The sequence below is a fragment of the Phytohabitans sp. LZ39 genome (genome assembly GCF_059359075.1).
Genome location: NZ_JCADBM010000010.1, coordinates 108,086 through 128,510 on the forward strand (window position 1 = coordinate 108,086; position 20,425 = coordinate 128,510).

Sequence of the window (20,425 nt, forward strand, 5' to 3'; positions counted from 1 at the left end):
CACCCGTCCGCTGCTGGTCACGCACTCCAGGTGGTCGCGCCAGGCCCACAGACCTCGGCTAAGACAGGGTGTGCGCGTGAACCCCTTTGCTCTGCTTCCCTTTAGTGGGCACCCGCCCAGCAAGCCCGGCGACCACTTGCGTCGCGATGATCGTTAGCCCGAAATCCGTACTGTCCTCGGCGTGTCACACAGCTACAGGGCTAACGATCATGGCGCGGTCCACATGTCGAGCACGTTCCCCCGAATGGCGGGATGCCAAGCCCAAGACCTAGGCGACTACGAGGGCACCGAACGAGCCACACCCGCTCAGGAAAGGTCCCGCCGGAGGCGAAACAGGGGTAACCGCGAGCAACAGCGAATGGGTGAGGCCGCGGGAGCGACGGAGAGCGACCACGACGGGCGTCGCGGTAGCTCGGGAACTGATCTTTAGGAGCAGGCGACCCCCTATGCCGGCGGCCTCTCGTCGGGGTATTCCCCGAGGTCCGACTTCCGGGGCCGGGGCGGGTCGGACCCGGATGTAGCTGAGCGTCCCGATCCCTAGCGTCAGGTGCTGTGAACAAGAGACTGGCGGAGGGGGAGCCCGGGATGGGCAAGCGACCGGTAACGGTGCGGGTCGCGCGATGGAGCGCGGAGCACCCGTGGCGCGCCATCGCGCTGTGGGTGGTGTTCGTGGCGGTGTGCTTCGTGGGGGGCAGCGCGGCCGGCCTCAACGAGGCGACCGACGAGGACCAGGCGATCGGCGAGGCCGGTCGGGCGTCGGTGATCGAGATTCACGGTGACTTCGAAGACCCGGCGGTGGAGAACGTCCTCATCACCGCCCCCAGTGGACAGTTGAACCGGGCGGCGGCGGACGCGGCGGCGGCCGACGCGATCGCCAAGATGAAGGCCACCGAAGGTGTGGCCAAAGTGGACGAGCCGGTGCCGGCGCGGGATGGTTCGGCGCTGCTGATCGGGGTCACCATGAGCGGTGACCCGGACACCGCCTCGGATCGGCTCCAGCCGCTTCAGGACACCACCGCGGCTCTCCAGGAGGCGCACCCGCAGGTGCGGATCGAAGAGGTCGGTGGGCCGTCCATCGGCAAGGCACTCGACGACACGCTCGGCGAGGACTTCCAGCGGGCCGAGATGCTGAGCCTGCCGGTCACGCTCGCCATCCTCATCATCGCGTTCGGCGCGCTCATCGCGGCCGGTGTGCCGGTGTTGCTGGCGATGTCGTCGGTGTTCGCGGCGATGGGGCTGTCGACGCTCGCCTCACACCTGCTGCCGTCGACCGACACCACCAACAGCGTGATCCTGCTGATCGGCCTCGCGGTGGGCGTGGACTACTCGCTGTTCTACATCAAGCGCGAGCGGGAGGAACGGGCCAAGGGACGTACCCACCTCGACGCGGTGGAGATCGCCGCGGAGACGTCCGGGCACGCGGTGGTGGTTTCGGGTATCGCCGTCATGATCGCGATGGCCGGGCTCTTCCTCGCCACCGACGTGGTGTTCTCGTCGCTGGCCGTGGGCTCGATCCTGGTGGTCGCGGTCTCGGTGATCGGCTCGCTGACCGTGCTGCCGGCACTGCTGGCCAAGCTCGGCCGCTGGGTCGACCGGCCGCGCGTGCCGCTGCTGTGGCGCCTTCAGGCCCGCCGCGCGGGCACGCCCCGCTTCTGGCCGGCGCTGCTCCGCCCGGCGCTGCGCCGCCCGCTGCTCGCCCTGGTCCTCTCGGTCGGCGCGCTGCTGGCCCTCGCGGCGCCCGCGATGGGCATGAAGATGAAATTCCCGGGCATGGAGGACCTGCCCCGCACCACGCCGGCCATGCAGGCGTACGACCGGCTGACCGCGGCGTTCCCGAGCACCGGCACGGCACACTTCCTCGCGGTGGAGGCGCCGGCGGCCGAGGCGGCACAGGTGAAGGCGGCGTTGACCGCGCTGGCGCAGAAGGCCGGGAGCGACCCGCTCTTCGCACCGGTCGAGGCCGACGGGCCGGACATCGAGCAGTCAGCCGACGGCACGGTGAGCGTGCTCCAAGTGGCGACGCCGTACCACACGCGCACCGACGAGGCCCGGCAGTCGCTGGACAAGCTGCGCGACGTGTACGTCCCCGAGGCGATGTCCGGGCTGTCCAAGGTGGACTATGCGGTCGGCGGCGACGTGGCCGGCAGCGTGGACTACGCGGCACACATCCGGGACAAGCTGCCGCTGGTGATGGCGTTCGTGCTGATCCTCACGTTCGTGGTGATGGTGCTGACGTTCCGGTCGGTGGTGGTCGCGCTGACCTCGATCCTGCTCAACCTGCTCTCGGTCGGCGCCGCGTACGGCCTGCTGGTGCTCGTCTTCCAGGGCACGTGGGCGGAAGGGTTGCTGGGCTTCACGTCGATGGAGTCGATCGTGACGTGGCTGCCGCTCTTCCTCTTCGTGGTCCTCTTCGGACTCTCGATGGACTACCACGTCTTCGTGGTCAGCCGGATCCGCGAGGCTGTCCAGCGTGGAGTGTCCAACCGGGACGCCGTGGCGTACGGCATCACGAGCTCGGCGGGCACGGTGAGCAGCGCGGCGATCGTGATGGTGGCGGTGTTCTCCATCTTCGCCACGCTCAGCACGATCGACATGAAGCAGCTCGGCATCGGCCTCGCGGCGGCGATCCTGCTCGACGCGACGATCATCCGGGCGGTCGTGCTGCCCTCGGTGATGACGCTGCTGGGCGACGCCAACTGGTGGGCACCGCGCTTCCTGCGCAAGCGCCCGCCGGCCAAGCACGCCGGCGAGCCCGAGCGGGAGCTCGCCTCCGTCCACTAAGGAGTGGCGTCTACCAGGTGCGGGTTTCGGCTACCACGCCGAAGCCCGCACCGCGCCATTCCATCATCTTTCGCGCGGTCTCGGCCTGGGCCGCCGGCACGCCGTAGACGAGGTGGCCGTCGCCCGGCGCGGCGCCCTCGCCGGACCAGCGCTGGTAGTCGGCCCAGTCGCCGTCGAAGACGCAGATCGCGGCGTCGAGCGCCCGGTATCCCGGGTCCACCGGCCGCCCCGGGTTGAGCAGCACCACCTCGAACCCGACCCGGTGCGCCACCCGTACCGCCAGCGCGACACCGCCCAGCCCGGCCCGGTCGCCCGGTGCGCGGTCCAGGAAGACCCCGTCGTGCGGCTCGGCGGCCAGCCGCTCCACCGCGTCGAGGACGTCCGCGAGCGGCCGCTCGCCGTACTCCAGGTCGATCCTGGCGAACTTCTCCATCAGTAGCGCTCGGGGTCGAAGACGGCGTGCGCGGCCAGCACCAGACCGGCCACGTAGGTGACGGCGAGCGCGGCGACGGTGGCCGGCAGCAGCGCGCCACCGGCCGCGAGCGCGCACAGCGGCCCGGCGGCGACGACCGCGGCCACCGCCGGACGCCCGCGCGCGGCGAGCAGCGCGGTCAGCGCCAGCACGCCGCCGAGCAGCAGCACCGCCGCGCACCCGAGCACAAGGCCGCGCGCGCCGGGGTGGCCGGAGAGCGAGTACGGCAGCCGGTACGCGGCCGCGCCCAGTGCCACGCCCGCCACGAGCGGCGGCACCAGCGCACCCACGGTCACCGTGCCGAGGTCGCGCACCTCGCGGTGGAACGCCCGCAGGTCGTCGTGCGCGTCCGCCGCGGTGGCGGCGCGGGCTTCGTGCCAGCACACCACGAAAACCAGCAGGGGTACGCCGAGCGCGAGCACCACCGCGCCCGGTGCCGCACGCCACACGAGGACCGCCGTGGCGCCCTGGCACAGCGCGGCGGCGACACCGGCGAACGGGGCGTGCGCGTGGATCCGCACCGCGCCGGCGAGCATCAGCCCGCCAGCGACGGGAAGGATCTCCACCCGGTCCCACGCGCCGGACAGCAGCGCCGCGGCGGCCAGCCAGGCGGGCACCGCCCAGCCCAGGCCGCCCCTCGTCCCGGCGACAAGCGCGTACCCGGTCAGGCCCACCCCGACGGCCAGCGGCCGGTCGGCGGTGGGAGCCAGCGCGCACGCGGCGATGACCAGCGCGGTACCGCTGGCGGCGTACATCCAGCCGCGCGCGGCGGCCCAGCCGAGCACGGCCGCGAGCGCGGGCACCTGCCACTCGACGCGGGCCAGCTCGTCCGCGGCGGCGAGGGCGCAGACGACCGGCGTGAGCAGGAGCGCGGAGCGGCGGAGCGCGGCCCACAGGTACGGCTTCGGGCGGGGTGCGCGCGCCGGCGGCCGGTCGAGCAGCGCGAGCACCGCCTCGCCGAGCGCGAAGACGCTGGGCTGTCCGTACCGCCGGGCGGCCACCTGGTCGTTGATGCCGGCCGCCTCCAGCGCCCCGACGAGCTCGTCGACGTCGGCCACGCCTTTGTCGAAGCGCTGTGCCAGCTCGTGGAGTGCCTTCACGCGGCCACGTCCCGGTACAGGTGGTCGTAGGCGCGCCGCATCCCGTCCACTGTGAACAGGCGCAGCGCCCGCGCCCGCCCGGCCGCGCCGAGCCGTCGCCGCCGTTCCGGGTCGTGCAGCAGCTCGACGCAGGCGGCGCCGAGCGCGACCGGGTCACCGGGCGGCACGACCACGCCCGCGTCGCCCACCGCCTCGGCCACCGCGCCCACGTCGGTGCTGACCGTCGGCCGCGCGCAGAGCATCGCCTCCACGAGCGCGTCGGGGGTGTGCTCGGCGATGCTGGAGGAGGCGACGACGTGGCCGGCGGCGTACGCCTCGCGGCTGGACGGGGCCGGACCGGCGAACGTGACGCTGTCGCCGAGCCGGAGCCGTTCCACGAGGCGGCGGCACGTGTCCAGGTACCCGATGTCGGTCGTGGGTCCGGCGAGGGTGAGTCCGGCGTGCGGCACCGCCTCGCGGACCCGGTGAAACGCGCGGATCAGCGTGTGCAGGTCCTTGTGCGGCGCGATCTGCCCGACCCAGACGACGGCCGGCGCGGGTGGTTCGGTCTCCAGCGGCGCGTACCGCACCGGCTCCACGCCGCCCGGCACCACGACGACCTTGGCCGGGTCGGCGCCGTCGCGCAGCTCCCAGCGCTGGTGGAAGCGGCTGGCCGAGGCGACGAGCGCGGCCTCCGCGTACCCGAGGCGGCGCAGCGCCCGGTGGTAGCGGAGCAGCACCGCCTTCACCGCGGGCGTCCCGTCGGCCGCGTCGAGAGCGGGCGGGCGGTCCTCGGTGAGCAGCAGCGGGGTGCCCGCGCGCCAGCGGGTGGCGAGCGCGACCAGCAGCGCCGGGCCGGCGGCGACGGCGTGGCAGAGGTCGGCGGCGGGCGGGCGCACGGCGAGCGGCCGCAGCGCGCGGTCGAGGTGGTCGGCCGCCCGGCGGGCGTCGCGGACCGAGAGGCGGGGGAGGGCCGGCTCGCAGCGGGCCGCCTGCCAGGCGTCGAGCAGGACGTCGGGGAGGGGTACGCCGCGCAGTGGGGCACCGCCGGCGGCGGCCAGGTCGGCGAGCAGGCGCAGGCTCTCGGCGAACATCGCCGCGCCCTGCTCGCCGTCGGTCAACAGCCCCCGGCAGAGCAGCACGGCGGCCGTGGTGGCCGCCCTTCGCCGCCCGTGCCGCGCCAGGCGCCCGGCGGGGGCGGGCCGGCGGTCGCCGAGGGGGTGGAGGAGCGCGTTGGGCGGGAGGGTGTACGCCGCCTCCCGCCGCTCGTGGGAGCCGAGCGCGACGACGTGGAACGTGTGCCGGTCGAGCCCGTGCACAAGCCGGTGGCACCAGTCGCCGGGGCCACCCTTGACGTACGGGTAGGAGTCGTCCGTTATGAGCGTTACCCGCATGCAGGGGGCAACGATCCAGGTCGAAACCAACGGCTGAGCTGTCAGCTACGCGACAGGTCAGACCACAGAACCGAACATCTGTGTCCAGTACGGGGAGCCGTCGCTCGCGTACGCCAGGCCGACGCCGATCGCCTTCGCGGAGCAGTTGAGGATGTTGGCGCGGTGGCCGTCGCTGTTCATCCAGCCGTCCATGACGGCGGCCGGGGTGCGGTAGCCCATGGCCACGTTCTCGCCGATCGCGTTCGTGTAGCCGGCCCGCTCCGAGCGCTGCCACGGCGAGCTGCCGTCACTGCCGGTGTGCGACATCTTGTTGTGCTCGGCCTGGTCCTGGCTGTGCAGGCGGGCCGCGGCGGCGAGCTTGGTGTTGACCTTGACCGCGCCGCAGCCGGCGGCCGCCCGCTCCTGGTTGGTGATCTCGACGACCTTGTTCTCGTCGGCGGACTGGGCCGGGCTGCTGCCGCCGCTCGTCGCCGGGCGCGTGGTCGTCTTGGTCGGCGAACGCTTCGGCGTCGGGCTCGTCGTGGTGCGCGGCTTGGCCTTGGTGGTGGGCGTCGGCTTGGGGCTCGCGTCCGGGCTCTGGCTCGGGGTGGCGGTCGCCGCCACGGCGACGCCGAAACCGCCCGTACCGCCGGCTTCGTCCGCGCGCTCGGAAGCCGTCCGGTCGCCCCCCGAATCGCCGCCACCGGTCAGGTTGGGCCGGAGCACCGCCGCGCCCGCGCCGAAGGCCAGCAGCAGGGCGCCGACCAGCACCGCGAGGGCGAGAGGGCCGGGCAGGCGGCGCGTGGGCCGGTGCCGGCCGGTGTGCCTCGTGGGCGCATCGGCGTCCATTGGATCCCTTCCAGAGTCAGGACTGGGCCGAGCCGGACGGTACGGGTGCGCTCCCACCTGGGCAATCGCCCTAAGGAAGATCTAAGACGCCGCCAAGGAAGCGTTTGATCATGGATCCGGGGGTGATCTGGGCCCGGTTAACTTGACGAAGCGGGAGGATCGGCGGAGTATAGGGGCGTCGCCAGTCGCGCCCAATCATGCCCACGCGTGCCCGTGGGCTGATAGTCGCGAAGATAGCTGGGCGCGCGTTGGCCGGCCACTCCGGCAGCGCATTACAAGGAGACGATATGGCGAAGGCCCTCTACGGCCACGTTGGTGCGGCGCCCGATCGGCGCCTCCTCGACGAGGTCACCCGACTGCGTGCCAGGGTTCAGGCACTGGAGTTCGAGGTCACCAGGCTGCGAGCAGAAAACGACCGGCTCGCGGCGGCCGCCGCCGAGGCAGGAGACCTGCTGAGGCTGCCCGAACCGGCTCTGACCTGACCTCCCGGGCGCCGGGCATCCGGCGCCCACCGCCTACAACTCAATCGCATCGCACACACCGCGCGCCGACACAACAAGTGGCGGCGCGCAGCTTTTTGTCGTTGTGCATACGTGCGGCGTGCCGAGTGCGTCGTACCAGGTCGGGTTACCCTGCCATGGAAGAGTCCCTGCGAGCGGATAGAAAGACGTGCATTTAAAGAGCCTGACGGTGAAGGGCTTCAAATCCTTCGCCTCCGCCACGACGTTGCGACTGGAGCCGGGCATCACCTGCGTGGTGGGCCCCAACGGCTCCGGTAAGTCCAACGTCGTCGACGCGATCGCCTGGGTGCTCGGTGAGCAGGGGGCGAAGGCGCTCCGCGGCGGCAAGATGGAAGACGTGATCTTCGCCGGCACAGCCGGCCGCGCGCCGCTGGGCCGCGCCGAGGTCACGCTCACCATCGACAACACCGACGGCGCGTTGCCGATCGACTACACCGAGGTGTCGATCACGCGGCGGATGTTCCGGTCGGGCGAGAGTGAGTACGAGATCAACGGCAGCTCCTGCCGCCTGCTCGACATCCAGGAGCTGCTCTCCGACTCCGGCATCGGCCGGGAGATGCACGTCATCGTGGGGCAGGGCCAGCTCGACGCCGTGCTGCACGCCAAGCCCGAAGACCGGCGCGCGTTCATCGAGGAGGCGGCCGGCGTCCTCAAGCACCGCAAGCGCAAGGAAAAGGCGCTGCGCAAGCTCGACGCGATGCAGGCCAACCTCAACCGGCTCACCGACCTGACCGCGGAGCTGCGCCGCCAGCTCAAGCCGCTGGGCAAGCAGGCCGAGGTGGCCCGCCGTGCCGCCGGCATCCAGGCCGACCTGCGCGACGCCCGACTCCGCCTGCTCGCTGACGATCTGTCCACATTGCGCTCCACTCTGGACAAGGAGATCGCCGACGAGACCGCGCTGCGCGAGCGGCGCGAGCTCGTCGAGCACCAGTACGGCGAGGTGGGGCGGCGGCTGGCCCAGCTCGAGGCGGCGCTGGCCGAAGACGCCCCGCTGCTCGCCGCCGCGCAGGACACCTGGTACAAGCTGTCCGCCTTGCAGGAGCGCTTCCGCTCGACCGAGCAGTTGGCCAGCGAGCGGCTGCGCCACCTGTCCGCCACGCCCGACGACGAGCGTCCCGGCCGCGACCCGGAGCAGCTCGCCGCCGAGGCGGAGCGGGTGCGGGCCCAGGAAGACGAGCTGCGCGCCGCGCTCAAGGCCGACCAGGCACACCTCGCCGAGGCCGTCGAGCGCCGCCAGGAGCTGGAGCGGCAGCTCGCCGACGCCGAGCGGGCCCTGCGCGCCGCCGCGAAGGCGATCGCCGACCGCCGCGAAGGGCTGGCAAAGCTGAGCGGGCAGGTCAACGCCGCCCGCGCGCGTACGACGAGCGCCGCCGAGGAGATCGCCCGGCTCGCCGCGGCCCACTCGGACGCCCAGGGGCGCGCCGAGAAGGCACAGGCCGAAGTGGACGCCGTGGCCGCGCTCTCCAGCGAGGCCGACCGCGACAACGCCGACCTCGACGCCCAGCACGCCGAGGCGGTGGCCGCGCACGACGAGGCGGCCGCCCGCGTACGGGCGCTGAGCGACGCCGAGCGGACCGCGGAAAGGGAAGCCGCGACCTGGAAAGCGCGCGAAGACGCCCTGGCGATGAGCCTGCGCCGCAAGGACGGTGCGGGCGCGCTGCTGGCCCGCGCCGACCAGGTGCCCGGCCTGCTGGGCAGCCTCGCCGGCATGCTGACGGTCCGGCCCGGCCACGAGGCCGCGCTCGCCGCGGCGCTGGGCGGCCTGGCCGACGCGGTCGCGGTGGCCGGCGTCGACGAGGCGACCGAAGCCATGCGGCTGCTCAAGATCCAAGACGCCGGGCGGGCCAGCCTGCTGGTCGGCAGCCCCGGCGGCCCCGGCATGATCGGGTCGCTCGACGCGCTCCGTCCGGCCCTCCCTGACGGCGCCGTGTGGGCCCCCGACGTGGTCGGCTGCCCCGACCAGATTCGCCCGGCCGTACACCGGGCGCTGCGCGACGTCGTGCTCGTGCCCGACCTCGCCGCCGCGACCCGCCTCGTGGCCGCCAACCCGGAGCTGCGCGCGGTCACGCCCGACGGCGACGTCGTCGGCGCCTACGCGGCCGCCGGTGGCTCCGGCAAGGCACCCAGCTACCTCGAGGTGCAGGCGGCGGTCGACGAGGCCAAGGCGCGCCGGGCCGAGGCCGAAGACGTCATGGCCGACGCCCGGGAAGAGCTCACCGCCGCCCGCGCCGAGGTGGCCGCCCACAAGGAGGTCGTCGCGGTCGCGGCGGCCGCCCGCAAGGAGGCGGAGAGCCACCGCAACGCCGCCGCCCGCCGCCTCGCCGAGCTGGGCGCCGCCGCCCGTTCCGCCAAGGCCGAGACCGAGCGGCTCGCCGCCTCCCGGGCCAAGGCCGAGGAGGCCCGCGAGCGCGACCTGGCCGCGCTCGACGACCTCGAGGAGCGGCTGCGGCTGGCCGAAGACACCGCGGTCGACGAGGAGCCGGACACCGACGAGCGCGACCAGCTCGCCGGCGCCGTGCCACAGGCCCGGCAAAACGAGATGGAGGTCCGCCTCGCGGTCCGCACCGCCGAGGAGCGGGTCGCCTCCATCGCCGGCCGGGCCGACTCGCTGGCCCGCCAGGCCGCCGCCGAGCGGGCCGCCCGCGAACGGGCCGCCGCCCGCCGGGCCGCACGGGCCCGCGGCGCCAACATCGCCCGCGCCGTCGAGGTCGGCGCCCGTGAGGCGCTCGCCCGCGTCGCCGTGTCGCTGGCCGACGCCGAACGCACCCGCGACGAGATCGCCCAGTCGCGGTCCGCGCGCGAGGCCGAGCTGTCCGAGGTACGGGGTTCGGCCAAGCGCCTCGGCGCCGACCTGGAGCGGCTCACCAGCGAGGTACACCGCGACGAGGTGGCCCGCGCCGAGCAGCGGATGCGCATCGAGCAGCTGGAGATCAAGGCGGCCGAGGATTTCGGGCTCGACGTCGAGACGCTCGTCGCCGAGTACGGCCCGCAGCAGCCGGTGCCGCCGACGCAGGTCGAGGTCAACGCCGCACTCGCCGAGGACAAGACACCGCCGGAGCCGGTCGCCTACCACCGCCCCACGCAGGAAAAGCGGGCCGCGAAGGCCGAGCGCGAGCTGACGCTGCTCGGCAAGGTCAACCCGCTGGCGCTGGAGGAGTTCGCGGCGCTGGAAGAGCGCTTCAAGTTCCTCTCCGACCAGCTCGAAGACCTCAAGGCCACCCGCCGCGACCTGCTCACCGTGGTCAAGGACGTGGACGACCGCATCCTGGAGGTCTTCACCAGCGCGTACGAGGACACGGCCCGCGAGTTCGAGCAGGTCTTCACGGTGCTCTTCCCGGGTGGCGAGGGCCGCCTGGTGCTCACCGACCCGGAAGACATGCTCACCACCGGCGTCGAGGTCGAGGCCCGCCCTCCCGGCAAGAAGATCAAGCGCCTCTCGCTGCTCTCCGGCGGCGAGCGCTCGCTCACCGCGGTGGCGATGCTCGTCGCGATCTTCCGGGCGCGGCCCAGCCCGTTCTACATCATGGACGAGGTCGAGGCGGCCCTCGACGACGTCAACCTCGGCCGCCTGATCACGCTGATGGCGCAGCTCCGCGAAAAGAGCCAGCTCATCATCATCACCCACCAGAAGCGCACGATGGAGGTCGCCGACGCGCTGTACGGCGTGACCATGCGCAGCGGTGTCACCGAGGTGATCAGCCAGCGCCTCTCCAACGACGAGGAAGGCTGAGCGTGGTCCGCGCCCGGCCCACCGCCCTGCTCGTAGACCTGGACGGCGTGCTGCGCCGCTGGGACCCGGAAGTGCCCGCGCGGATCGAGGCCGCGCACGGCCTGCCGCCGGGTTCCCTGGAGAAGACCGCCATGGACTGGTCCCGCCTCCGCCCCGCGATCACCGGCGAGGTCACCCACGCGGGCTGGATGGCCGGCGTGGCCGAGGCGTTGGGCGCGCCCGAGGCCGTCGCCGAGTGGCAGCGATACCGCGGCGAGGTCGACCCGGACGTGCTGGCCTTCGTACGCGAGGCGCGGGCCGGTGGTGTGCCGGTCGCGATCGCCACCAACGCCACCGACACCCTCGACGCCGACCTGGCGACCCTCGGCCTCACCGGCGAGGTCGACGCCGTGGTCAACTCATCGGCGGTCGGCGCGCACAAGCCCACCCGCGAGTTCTTCGCCGCGGCCGCGAAAGCCCTGCGCACGCTGCCCGACCGGATGCTGCTGATCGACGACTCAGACCGCTTCGTGCGCGGCGCGCGCGTGGTCGGGCTCTCCGCGTACCGCTGGAACGGCCCGGCCGACCTGCCCTACCTGCGCGCCGCCCTCGGCCTGAGCTGAGGCATATTTGCCCCGGTCCGCGCCAGCTGCGGACCGTATGCTCCCGCGGGCACCGCTCCCGGCCGGCTCCTCGCTTGGCGCTCGTCGAAACCCCGGCCGTCCACTGCCAGGCCCGCGTGCCAAGCCCGCCGGACGCCTTCTCCCACCCGCCGAAAGCCCAATCCAGCGCCGGCCTCGCCCATCGAGACTGGTGGCGGGTTTCCCTGTCGGGTGAAAGCTTTGTCCACAATGTCCCTTGTCGGATGGATCGACGGAGGCGACAGCAGGCATTGTCGCTGTCAGTAACGTTGGTAGCGCTGCGTCATCCTGAGCCCATTTGTTCCGGCAAGCGAGAGCGGCGGGTAGTCGGGCTTGAACCGCGGCGCCGGCGGCCCGCGGGAGCATACGGTCCGCAGGTGACGCGGACGCGGGCAAATCTGGTGTGTGGAGATCTCACTGTGGGTGCGGGCGGTTGGTCGGGTTTGTCCTTACTGACGCCGCCAAGAGAAGGTGAAGAGTCCTCGGTTATTTTTGATATTGGGTGAGCCCGACCGGGTTCACCCACGTCATAGGGGGCGGCAAATGCGGATGGAGACCCACAAGGTCTTGCCCGAAGCGGTGCTCGACGAGGCGTGGCGGCTGTACGCCGAGTCGTTCGACGAGCTCCGCACGCTCGCGGTGCAGCGCCACGTCATGCCCCGGGTCGACTTCGACGAGCAGATGCGCGACCCGCGGGTGCGCAAGTACGTCATCCGGGGGAGTGGGGCGATCGCCGCGATCGGGACGCTCACCAACGATTTCGACGCCGCGCCGCTCATCTCCCCGGACTACTTCCGGCACCGGTGGCCGGCCCTCTACGCGCGGCGGCAGGTCTGGTACGTCGGGTTCTACGCCGTGCACCCACAGCACCGTGGCTCGGGCCTCTTCGCGTCGCTGATCGAAGAGATGGTGAAGGTCATCGTGCCCGGTGTGGCCGTGGTGGACTTCTGCGCCTACAACGAGGAAGTGGCCCAGTTGCCGCGCTTCGTGCGCGGGGTGCTGGAAGACCTGGGCGAGGTGCGCACCCAGCGCCTGGACACGCAGACCTACTGGTCCTACGAGTTTCCCGCGGCTTCCTGAGCGGCCGCGTCGGGCACGGTGGCGTCGTCGTCGCCGTCGGGGGTGGCCTCCAGTGCCAGCCAGCGTTCGGTGAACTCTTCGGCGCTGACCGGCGCGCCCCACATGTGCCCCTGCCCGACCGTCACGCCAAGCGTGGAGAGCACCTCCTGCTGCGCCTGGTTTTCGACGCCTTCGGCGACGACCGTGAGCTTGAGCGCGGTGCTCATCGCCACCACCGCGCGCACGATCTCCTCGTCTTCGGCGTCGGTGCCGAGACCGTCCACGAAGGACCGGTCGATCTTCACGCCGGTCACCGGGTGGCGGCGCAGGTATCCGAGCGCGGAGAAGCCGGTCCCGAAGTCGTCGACGACCATCTTCACGCCGAGCCGGCGCAGGTCGAAGAGGACCTGGTCGGTGACGCTGGACGCGTCGATCATCACGGACTCGGTGATCTCCAGTACGACGCAGGTGTGCGGCACCTTCCACCGCTCCAGCACCTCGGAGACCTTGCCGGGCAGGGTCGGGTCGCGCAGCTGGCGCGGGGAGACGTTGACCGACACCCAGAAGTCGTCGTCGACGAGGTCGTCCGCCCGCCACGCGGCGACCTGCCGCAGCGTGCCGTCGAGCACCCACCGGCCGATGGCCGCGATGAGGCCGCTGTCCTCCGCGATCGAGATGAACACGGCCGGCGATATCGGGCCGCGCACCGGATGGGTCCACCGCAACAGCGCCTCGGCGCCCACCAGGCGTCCCGTTGCCAGCTCGACGATCGGCTGGTACGCCAGCCGCAGCTGCTCGGTGGCGAGCGCGTGCCGCAGGGCCAGCTCGATCTCGACCCGTTCGCGCACCCGCTCGTGCATCGAGGCGTCGAACTCGGTCCACCGCCCGCGGCCGTCGGACTTGGCCCGGTACATGGCGGTGTCGGCGTCGCGGAGCAGCGCCTCGGCGGTCACCGCGGCCACCGCCGGCACCGGCGCCATCCCGGCCGCCGAGCCGACCACGCCGATCGACGGCGTGATCACCACTTCGGCGCTGCTGACCTGTACCGGTGCGCTGAGCCGCTCCATGATCCGCTCGACCAGCGCCACCGTCTCCTGGCGGTTGCCCATCCGCGCCACGACGAACTCGTCGCCGCCCACCCGCGCCACCATGTCGGGCTGCGGCACGGTGTCGCGGAGCCGGCTGGCCACCTCGACGAGCAGCTGGTCGCCGGCCTCGTGGCCCCACGAGTCGTTGACCAGCTTGAAGCCGTCGAGGTCGAGGAAGAGCACCCAGACGGCGGGCTCGCCGACCGCGAGTGTTGCGCCGGCGGCCGTCGTGGCGGGTGGGGTGGTGCCCAGCAGCCGGCTGATCTCCTGGGCGAGCATGAGGCGGTTGGGCAGGCCGGTCAGCGGGTCGTGCGTGGCCTGGTGTTCGGACTTGAGCTTGGCGGCGGCGTAGTCCCGCACGGCCGTGGCGGCGCGGGCGACGAGCAGCGTGACCATCGCGGTGCCGCCGGCGGCCAGCGCGATGTGCTCGGCGGTGCCGTGCTCGATCAACGGCATCAAGGCGAACGGCACGAGCATCGCCGGCACGATCACCAGCAGGCGGCGCACCGACCAGGTCTGCACCGGCATCGCCGCCGCGCGGGTCAGGTCGGCGATCGACGGGTGCAGCGCGGCCGACCCGATCAGCGTGAACGTGACGACGAACGGCAGGTCCAACAGGGACGATCCGGTGAGGTCGCCGGACGCGCCGACGATCGCGTACGCCAGGTCGCCGGCGAGCAACATGAACAGTCCACAGAGGAGCAGCACGTACGCGGGCCGGAGATCCTTCGTGGTGAACGCGAGGTTGACCAGCAACAGCAGGAAGACGACGTCGAAGAGCGGATACAGTCCAGCTAGGACGGACACGAGCTGCGGGCGACCGTCGATTGTGGCCGCCGGCGCGGCCAGCAGCAGGGCCGACGCCAGGCCGGCACCCACGCACACGATGAGGCCGTCGATCACCGCGTGCCGCTGGACGCTCCCGCGCGCCAGCAGCAGCCCGCCGAGCGACAGAAACATCAGCAGGTATCCCGGCACGGTGAACGCGTCGCCGGCCAGCGCCTCCCAGCCCTCGCGCTCGGCCGCCCAGGGCCGGATCAGCGCCCCGGCGAGGAAGGCGATGCCGGCCGCGCCCAGCAGCTGCCACGGATAGCGGGGTGCCGCCCGGTGCCACCGGGGTCCGGCGAAGAGGGCCACGATCGTGCCGAGCGCGATGCCGGCGAAAGACGCCGCCGAGATCACATCGGAGCTCGTGACGACGTAGAGTACGCTCGCTGCTACGCCAGCGGCGAGGAAGAGGGCGGACGCGACCCCGGAGGCTCTGCTATCCCTCGCCGGGGCAGGCTCCTCTATCGGTATCGCCCCCTGCCAGCGTGCTGCCTGGGCTGATCAACAACAGCGCACACAGTATCAAGCGGGGCGGCCGGCTGTCGGGAAACTTTCTCGGAAGAACTGTCAGTCTCCCGTCATACCGTCGATCCGTTCACGGATGAGGTCCGCGTGGCCATTGTGGCGGGCGTACTCCTCGATCATGTGGATGTAGACCCACCGGACGCTGATCTCGACGCCCGTCCGCTCATGCTGAAACGTCTCGTCCAGCGAGTGTCCGGCCGCCGCCGCGCGGGCCAGCTCGACCTCGGCCCGGAAGGCCGCGAAGTCGGCCTCGGGGTCGGCGGTGTCCACGTCGTCGAACTCGCCGTCCCGGTTGGTCTCGTCGTAATACAGGCCGGGCAGGTCGCCCGCTCCGCCGACCCGGCGCCGAAACCAGCTCCGCTCCACGTCGGTCATGTGCCGCACGAGCCCCAGCAGGCTCAAGGACGACGGCTCGACGCTGCGCCGCCGGAGCTGGTCGACGCTCAGACCCTGGCACTTGAAGAGCAGGGTGTCGCGGTGGAAGTCGAGCCAGCCTTCGAGCATGTCGCGTTCGCCCGCGACGAAGGGCTCTTTGCGGCGCTCGATCTCAGGCGCGGTCCAGGTCATGACCAGAAACCTATCGGAGTCGGCTGTCTCGCCGTCCACTGCCGGGTCCGCGGTGCAAGCCCACGATCGCCACAAGTGAAATCCTCGATTTAGACAGAGATTGAGCTACCGCGACGCCCGTCGTGGTCCGGACCGTTGCTCCCGCGGCCTCACCCGTCCGCCGTTGGTCGCGCTCACCCCCTACGCGCAACCCGCGGGGGATTGAGGTCGCGCCAGGCGGTGGATGGTGGAGGTAGGGCCCGCGAAGACCCCCTTCGGGGCTTGTCCCGCGGACCTGGCAGTGGACGGCCGGGGATTTCGGCTCGCCCTGGCGAGCCGCCGGGCGGGAGCGGTGCCCGCGGGAGCATACGGTCCGCAGGTGACGCGGACGTGGGCAAAAGATGCCTCGAAGCAGCGCCACGACGGCGGCGACCCTGACCCCGAAAGGTCTTTGGACGACTTATGGTCAACCGGCCGACCACAAGTCGTCCAGACCTACTCCCACCCGGTGTATAAGTATCGACGCGGGTCAGCGGCGGGTGATCGAGAAGATGTAGCGGTTGTCCTCGGGGGCCCGGTCGCGGTAGAAGGTGCCCTTCGGTCCGGCGGAAACCACGTCGACGAGCCACCGCGAGACCGTGCCGTCGGCGCTGTCCTTGGCGGCCGGCGACTTGACGCCCAGCCGGAAGGTGCGGGACTTACCGGGCGCGATGTAGCCCTTGCCGCAGATGGAGCCGGCCGGGTATCCGGCCCGCGTCGACTTCAGCCGCGTGCACCCGGCCCAGTCGCCGCCGTCCGCCGCGAAGCTTCGCGGCAGCTCGACGGTGAACCGCAGGCCCCACACCGGGTTGGGGCCGTTGTTCTTGATTGTCACGACGAGCTGCCCGTGCCGTACCCCGTCGATCGGCTTTCGCAGGACGAGACCTGGCGTGCTGATCGTGAGGTCGGTGATGTCCCGCTCCGGGTCGAAGGACGACGGCGGGGTCGGCGTGGCCGGCCGTCGCGGAGGCGGCGCCTTGGTGGGCGGCGTCGACGTCGGCGGTGCGGTCGTCGTGGGCGGCGGTGCGGTCGTGGGGTCCGGAGCTGGGGTGGTGACGACGGGGGCGGCCCCGCCGCCGCCTCCGTCCGGTGCCTTCCCCGCCCCGCTGTCCGCCTCGCATCCGGTCATCGCCACCGTGGCCAGCAGCACGGCGCCGAGCAGTGTCCCGCGCATCGTCGTTCTCCCCGTTTCAGGCCGGCTGTTCCGGCTTCGGGGTGAACACGTCCGGGCGGCGGCCGCCGTTGCGACGGGTATCCGACAGGCAGTGTCACCTGTCGATCGCACGCTCCAGGTGGCGTACGCAGCGCAGCTCGCCGATCGTCTCGCCGACGGGCCGGTCCAGGTATGCCTCGTCGAGGTCGGCGAGGCGGGTCTGCGGCCCGACGTGGCGGATCAGCTCCAGCGACTCGCCGTACGGCTCCAGCATCACCCGCCCGCCGGCCACGCTGTGTCCTGGCTGGCGGATGCGGTCGAGGTCGGAGCGGTCGAGGAAGGGTGCCTCGGCGTCCGCGGCCACGAACATCCGCCGGTACAGCGCCACGTAGTCCTGCTGGCTGGTGCCGCCGACCGCGACGACGCCGGGCAGCAGGCACCGCACGAGGTAGGCCAGGATGCGGTCCGCGTACAGCACGCCGGCGCGCAGTGCCGCGGCCACGGCGGCCGGCTCCATGGGTACCGGCAGCGGCGCGCCGTTGGTCTCCACGGTCCACTGTGCTCCCGGGCCGGTGCCGGTGAGCACCACCTGGTGCAGCCGGCTGCCCTTGCGCAGCCACAGGAAGTCGGGGGAGGCGTTGTTGACGGTCAGGTTGGACGGGTCCGCGACGAGCCGCCGCTTGGCGCGCAGGAACGCGTCCCGTACCTCCGGGTCGAAGAGCAGCGCGAAGACCGGGCTGGCTGGGTCTTCGACGTGCAGGGCGACGCACTCCGAGACGACCGCCTCGTCGATCTGCACCCGCCGCACGTCGTGGTCGACGTCGAGGCCGGCCCAGATCTCGTCGTTGGCCATCCGGTACGCGGTGGGCGCGTCCGGCGCCTTGAGACCGGTGAGCGGTCCGAGCACCGGATCGGACGCGACGTCGTGGCGGGTGCCCTCCAGCGGCTCGAACGCCATCTCCAGCGGGCCGGGTAGGCCGCAGAAGGAGGAGTTCTTGAGCTGGGTCTTGGATAACGGGTAGACGCCGAACAGGCCGCCGCGGCTGCGCAGGAACGTCGGCCCGAGCACCGGCGCGCGGCGGGCCAGACAGCTCACGATCGAGCACTGGTTGACCAGCGCGACCCGCGCGCCCGCTTCCCGGCTCGCGACGTAGAAGAGGTAGTTGTGCAGGAACGTCTCCGCGTCCAGCAGCAGGTTGGAGTGGTCGGCCTGCTGGATCACCGGTACGCGCAGGAGGTGGTCGCAGGTCGCGTCCACGTCCGGGTCACCGTGCGCGCGCAGGTACGTCTCCACCGCGCGGGCCAGGCGCAACCGGTGCGCGTTCGGCTGTGACTGTGGGGCGGGCACCAGCGCGCGCAGGTAGGCGCGCAGGGGCATGTCGAGCGCGCGCGATAGCTGCACGCCCAGCTCGGACCCGCCCGCCACCAGGCGATGGACTCGGTCGGCCGCGGGGTACGCGGCGGGCCGGTCGAGCAGGGTCCCCGTGTGGGTGGACAATCCAGGCCTCCATCAGGTGCAGGATCTTCACCTTCCTGACGGAGACAGAGTGGGTCTGGGTTGGATGAACCTCGATCAAACTCCGGTCCAGTTTCTGCGTGGTTCCTGTGAAGAGAATGTGAAGCCGTTCGGACATTGACCATGTGTCTGTCAGTGACGGATCGTTGACTCATTTACATCTATGTATTGGGGAACGGATGCGTTACTACAGAAGGCTTCTCACGTTTGTGGTCGGCATGCTCGCCGCGCTCGTGCTGGCCGCACCCGCCGTTGCCGACCCGACCCCACCGCCCACCACCCCGCCGGCTCAGCTCTGCGAGATCTCGGTCACGGTCCCGGCCCAGTGGACCACCGGGTACATCGTGAATATCACCGTTCGAAACATCTCAAATCGGCCGGTAACCGTGTATGCGAACGTCATCCTCCAGCCGCCCGGCTTCATCGTGCAGAGCTGGAACGTCACCGTCACGGTCACCGGTTCGACCGCGGTGATCAGGCCGTGGAACCCGGTGCTGCTGCCCGGGCAGACCGTCACCTTCGGCTACATCGGGACGGGTCCGCTGGCGCTGCCTACCGTGTACTGCCAGTAGCGGTGAGATCGACGGCGGCGACCTGGCGCAGGTCGCCGTCCGTCGTCGTTCCCTCGATCACGACCCGGGCCGACCGGCCCTCGTGCACCAGCGTGCTCACCGCGTTGCCGAAGTAGGGGCCGGCCAGCCTCCGCCACCGCACCGTGGGCGCGGCGATCCGGGCGGCGCGGGCCACCGCGCGGGCCACCGCGGCCGGCCCCTTCCACCAGCCGAGCCGCAGCACCGGCCGCATGTACGACTGGAGCTGGTTGTGCACCGGCGAGCAGGTGAGCTGGTGCACGGGCGCGGCGACCGGGCGCTCGCGAAACACGGCGCGGGCAACGTACGAGTGGTGCACGTCGCCGGAGAGCACGCTGATCGACGCGGCGCCGGCCGAGCCGACCTCCGCGAAGAGCGCGGCGAGCGCGTCGAAGGAGCGCTGGAACGCGGCCCAGTGCTCCAGGTCGAGCGCCCGGCGCTGCCGCTCGGCGAAGGCGGACACCCGTGGGCGGGGCGAGCCGGCCAGCCGCTCGTTCCACGCCTCAAGGTGGTGGATGCCGGGCGGGAGCAGCCACGGCAGCGACGAGCCCACGACCAGGTGGTCGAAGTCGCCGCGGGCGAGCTCGGCGAACCAGGCCCACTCGCCCGGCGGCAGCATCGCCCGGTGCTCGTGGTCGAGCACCCGGCTGCACCTGTTGTCGAGCACGACGAGGCGGGTGCGGCCCAGGTCGAGCGCGTAGCTCCACTGATAGCCGACGGCGCCGTCGGCCTCCTTGTCGACCGCCGTGCCGAAGTCGCGCAGCACCTCGGTGGCGTCGCCGTCGGCCGCCATCACCTTCTGGTACACCGGGTCGGCGGCGATCTGGTCCGGGTCGAGGTTGCCCAGGTGCTGGTAGACCCAGTACGAGGCGAGGCCGCTGGAGATCCGCTCCGGCCACCACGGCTTGTCGCGCACCTCGCGGCGCCAGGAGGCGGAGGAGTTCCAGTCGTCGATGATCTCGTGGTCGTCGAAGATCATGACGCTCGGCACGGTGGCGAAGAGCCAGCGGATCTCCGGGTCGCGCCACGACTCCAGGTAGAGCTGCGTGTACTCCTCGTACGAGACCACCTGATTTTCCGGATGGTGGTGATCGTGCCCGCGCCGGCGGTGCAGGAAGCGCTTGACGGCCGGTGACGGGATGTCCGCGTACACCTGGTCGCCGAGCAGCACCAGCAGGTCGGGGGCCGGCTCCGCGCCGGACATCAGCCGCCGCGCGTAGGCGTCCAGCGCGTCCGGCGGCAGCTTGCGCGGCGTCGCGTGCTGGGTGGTCTCCCGGCACGAGCCGAAGACCAGCCGCACCGGCTCGTCGGCGGTGTCACCCTCGCGGGTGCGGATCACACACGGCGGGTACTGGTTCCGCGGCTCGGGCCACACGCGGGCGTCGTCGACGAACACCTCGTACGGCGTCGCGGTGCCCGGCGTGAGCCCTTCGACCACCACTAGCGCGTAGTGGTGGCCGTACACGCTGAATGTCGACGCCTCCCCGGCGCCCGACCCGGCGGAAACCCGCACGATGGCCGGTGCGCTGGTCTCCACCCAGACGGTGGCGCGGGTGCCGATCACCCGGCGCAGCACCGGGCCGATGACGAGCTCAGCGGACAAGGGTGACCTCCGGTCGGGGGGACGGGGACATCCTCTCTACCCCAGGACTCTGT

The 20,425-nt window shown here is 72.0% G+C and carries 15 protein-coding genes; 6 read left to right on the top strand and 9 right to left on the bottom strand.

The annotated features are described in order from the left end of the window. Positions 1–552 precede the first annotated feature (552 nt). The gene (locus AC5L36_RS20465) at positions 553–2,781 is read left to right on the top strand and encodes an MMPL family transporter (protein ID WP_441215237.1); all 2,229 of its coding nucleotides are present in this window, start codon (positions 553–555) and stop codon (positions 2,779–2,781) included. Positions 2,782–2,791: 10 nt separating this feature from the next. Here AC5L36_RS20465 and AC5L36_RS20470 read toward each other — a convergent pair whose 3' ends face one another. The 4 genes from AC5L36_RS20470 to AC5L36_RS20485 are packed head-to-tail and all read right to left on the bottom strand — an operon-like array spanning position 2,792 to position 6,554. Next, positions 2,792–3,214 (bottom strand): spherulation-specific family 4 protein, encoded by a 423-nt coding sequence (locus AC5L36_RS20470; RefSeq protein ID WP_441215238.1) that lies wholly within the window; start codon positions 3,212–3,214, stop codon positions 2,792–2,794. Continuing rightward, positions 3,214–4,353, bottom strand: coding sequence for a hypothetical protein (locus AC5L36_RS20475; RefSeq protein ID WP_441215239.1), 1,140 nt, complete (start codon positions 4,351–4,353; stop codon positions 3,214–3,216). Before AC5L36_RS20475 ends, AC5L36_RS20470 begins: the two co-directional genes overlap by 1 nt. Then, positions 4,350–5,726 (bottom strand): GT4 family glycosyltransferase PelF, encoded by a 1,377-nt coding sequence (pelF, locus tag AC5L36_RS20480; RefSeq protein WP_441215240.1) that lies wholly within the window; start codon positions 5,724–5,726, stop codon positions 4,350–4,352. Before pelF ends, AC5L36_RS20475 begins: the two co-directional genes overlap by 4 nt. Before the next feature lie 57 nt (positions 5,727–5,783). Beyond that, complete coding sequence (locus AC5L36_RS20485) at positions 5,784–6,554, bottom strand: CAP domain-containing protein (RefSeq protein WP_441215241.1); 771 nt, start codon at positions 6,552–6,554, stop codon at positions 5,784–5,786. A 287-nt stretch (positions 6,555–6,841) separates the two neighbouring features. Here AC5L36_RS20485 and AC5L36_RS20490 point away from each other — a divergent pair, with 287 nt between their 5' ends. The 4 genes from AC5L36_RS20490 to AC5L36_RS20505 all read left to right on the top strand — a co-directional run bounded on the left by AC5L36_RS20490 (position 6,842) and on the right by AC5L36_RS20505 (position 12,505). Further along, entirely contained in the window at positions 6,842–7,036 is a 195-nt protein-coding gene (locus tag AC5L36_RS20490; protein ID WP_173041801.1) for a hypothetical protein, read from the top strand. A 187-nt stretch (positions 7,037–7,223) separates the two neighbouring features. After that, positions 7,224–10,805 carry a chromosome segregation protein SMC gene (gene smc, locus AC5L36_RS20495; RefSeq protein WP_441215242.1) on the top strand — a complete coding sequence of 1,194 codons (3,582 nt, stop codon included), beginning with the start codon at positions 7,224–7,226 and terminating at the stop codon, positions 10,803–10,805. Between the two features lie 2 nt (positions 10,806–10,807). After that, complete coding sequence (locus AC5L36_RS20500) at positions 10,808–11,407, top strand: HAD family hydrolase (protein ID WP_441215243.1); 600 nt, start codon at positions 10,808–10,810, stop codon at positions 11,405–11,407. 561 nt (positions 11,408–11,968) lie between these two features. Next, positions 11,969–12,505: a GNAT family N-acetyltransferase gene (locus AC5L36_RS20505; RefSeq protein WP_441215244.1), complete on the top strand. Its 537-nt coding sequence runs from the start codon at positions 11,969–11,971 to the stop codon at positions 12,503–12,505. Here AC5L36_RS20505 and AC5L36_RS20510 read toward each other — a convergent pair. From AC5L36_RS20510 to AC5L36_RS20525, 4 genes are all read right to left on the bottom strand, one after another. After that, the gene (locus tag AC5L36_RS20510; protein ID WP_441215245.1) at positions 12,481–14,754 is read right to left on the bottom strand and encodes a putative bifunctional diguanylate cyclase/phosphodiesterase; all 2,274 of its coding nucleotides are present in this window, start codon (positions 14,752–14,754) and stop codon (positions 12,481–12,483) included. The genes AC5L36_RS20505 and AC5L36_RS20510 overlap by 25 nt on opposite strands. A gap of 213 nt (positions 14,755–14,967) precedes the next feature. Further along, positions 14,968–15,492, bottom strand: a complete 525-nt coding sequence (locus AC5L36_RS20515) for a DinB family protein (RefSeq protein ID WP_441215246.1) — start codon at positions 15,490–15,492, stop codon at positions 14,968–14,970. A gap of 508 nt (positions 15,493–16,000) precedes the next feature. Then, positions 16,001–16,684, bottom strand: coding sequence for a C2 domain-containing protein (locus AC5L36_RS20520; protein WP_441215247.1), 684 nt, complete (start codon positions 16,682–16,684; stop codon positions 16,001–16,003). A 94-nt stretch (positions 16,685–16,778) separates the two neighbouring features. Beyond that, the gene (locus tag AC5L36_RS20525) at positions 16,779–18,161 is read right to left on the bottom strand and encodes a hypothetical protein (RefSeq protein WP_441215248.1); all 1,383 of its coding nucleotides are present in this window, start codon (positions 18,159–18,161) and stop codon (positions 16,779–16,781) included. Positions 18,162–18,358: 197 nt separating this feature from the next. On the opposite strand from AC5L36_RS20525, the gene AC5L36_RS20530 reads away from it, so the two are divergent. Continuing rightward, positions 18,359–18,751, top strand: a complete 393-nt coding sequence (locus tag AC5L36_RS20530; protein ID WP_441215249.1) for a cellulose binding domain-containing protein — start codon at positions 18,359–18,361, stop codon at positions 18,749–18,751. Here the strand turns inward: AC5L36_RS20530 and AC5L36_RS20535 are convergent. Then, the gene (locus AC5L36_RS20535) at positions 18,732–20,372 is read right to left on the bottom strand and encodes an alkaline phosphatase D family protein (RefSeq protein WP_441215250.1); all 1,641 of its coding nucleotides are present in this window, start codon (positions 20,370–20,372) and stop codon (positions 18,732–18,734) included. The genes AC5L36_RS20530 and AC5L36_RS20535 overlap by 20 nt on opposite strands. Between the last annotated feature and the right edge of the window lie 53 nt (positions 20,373–20,425).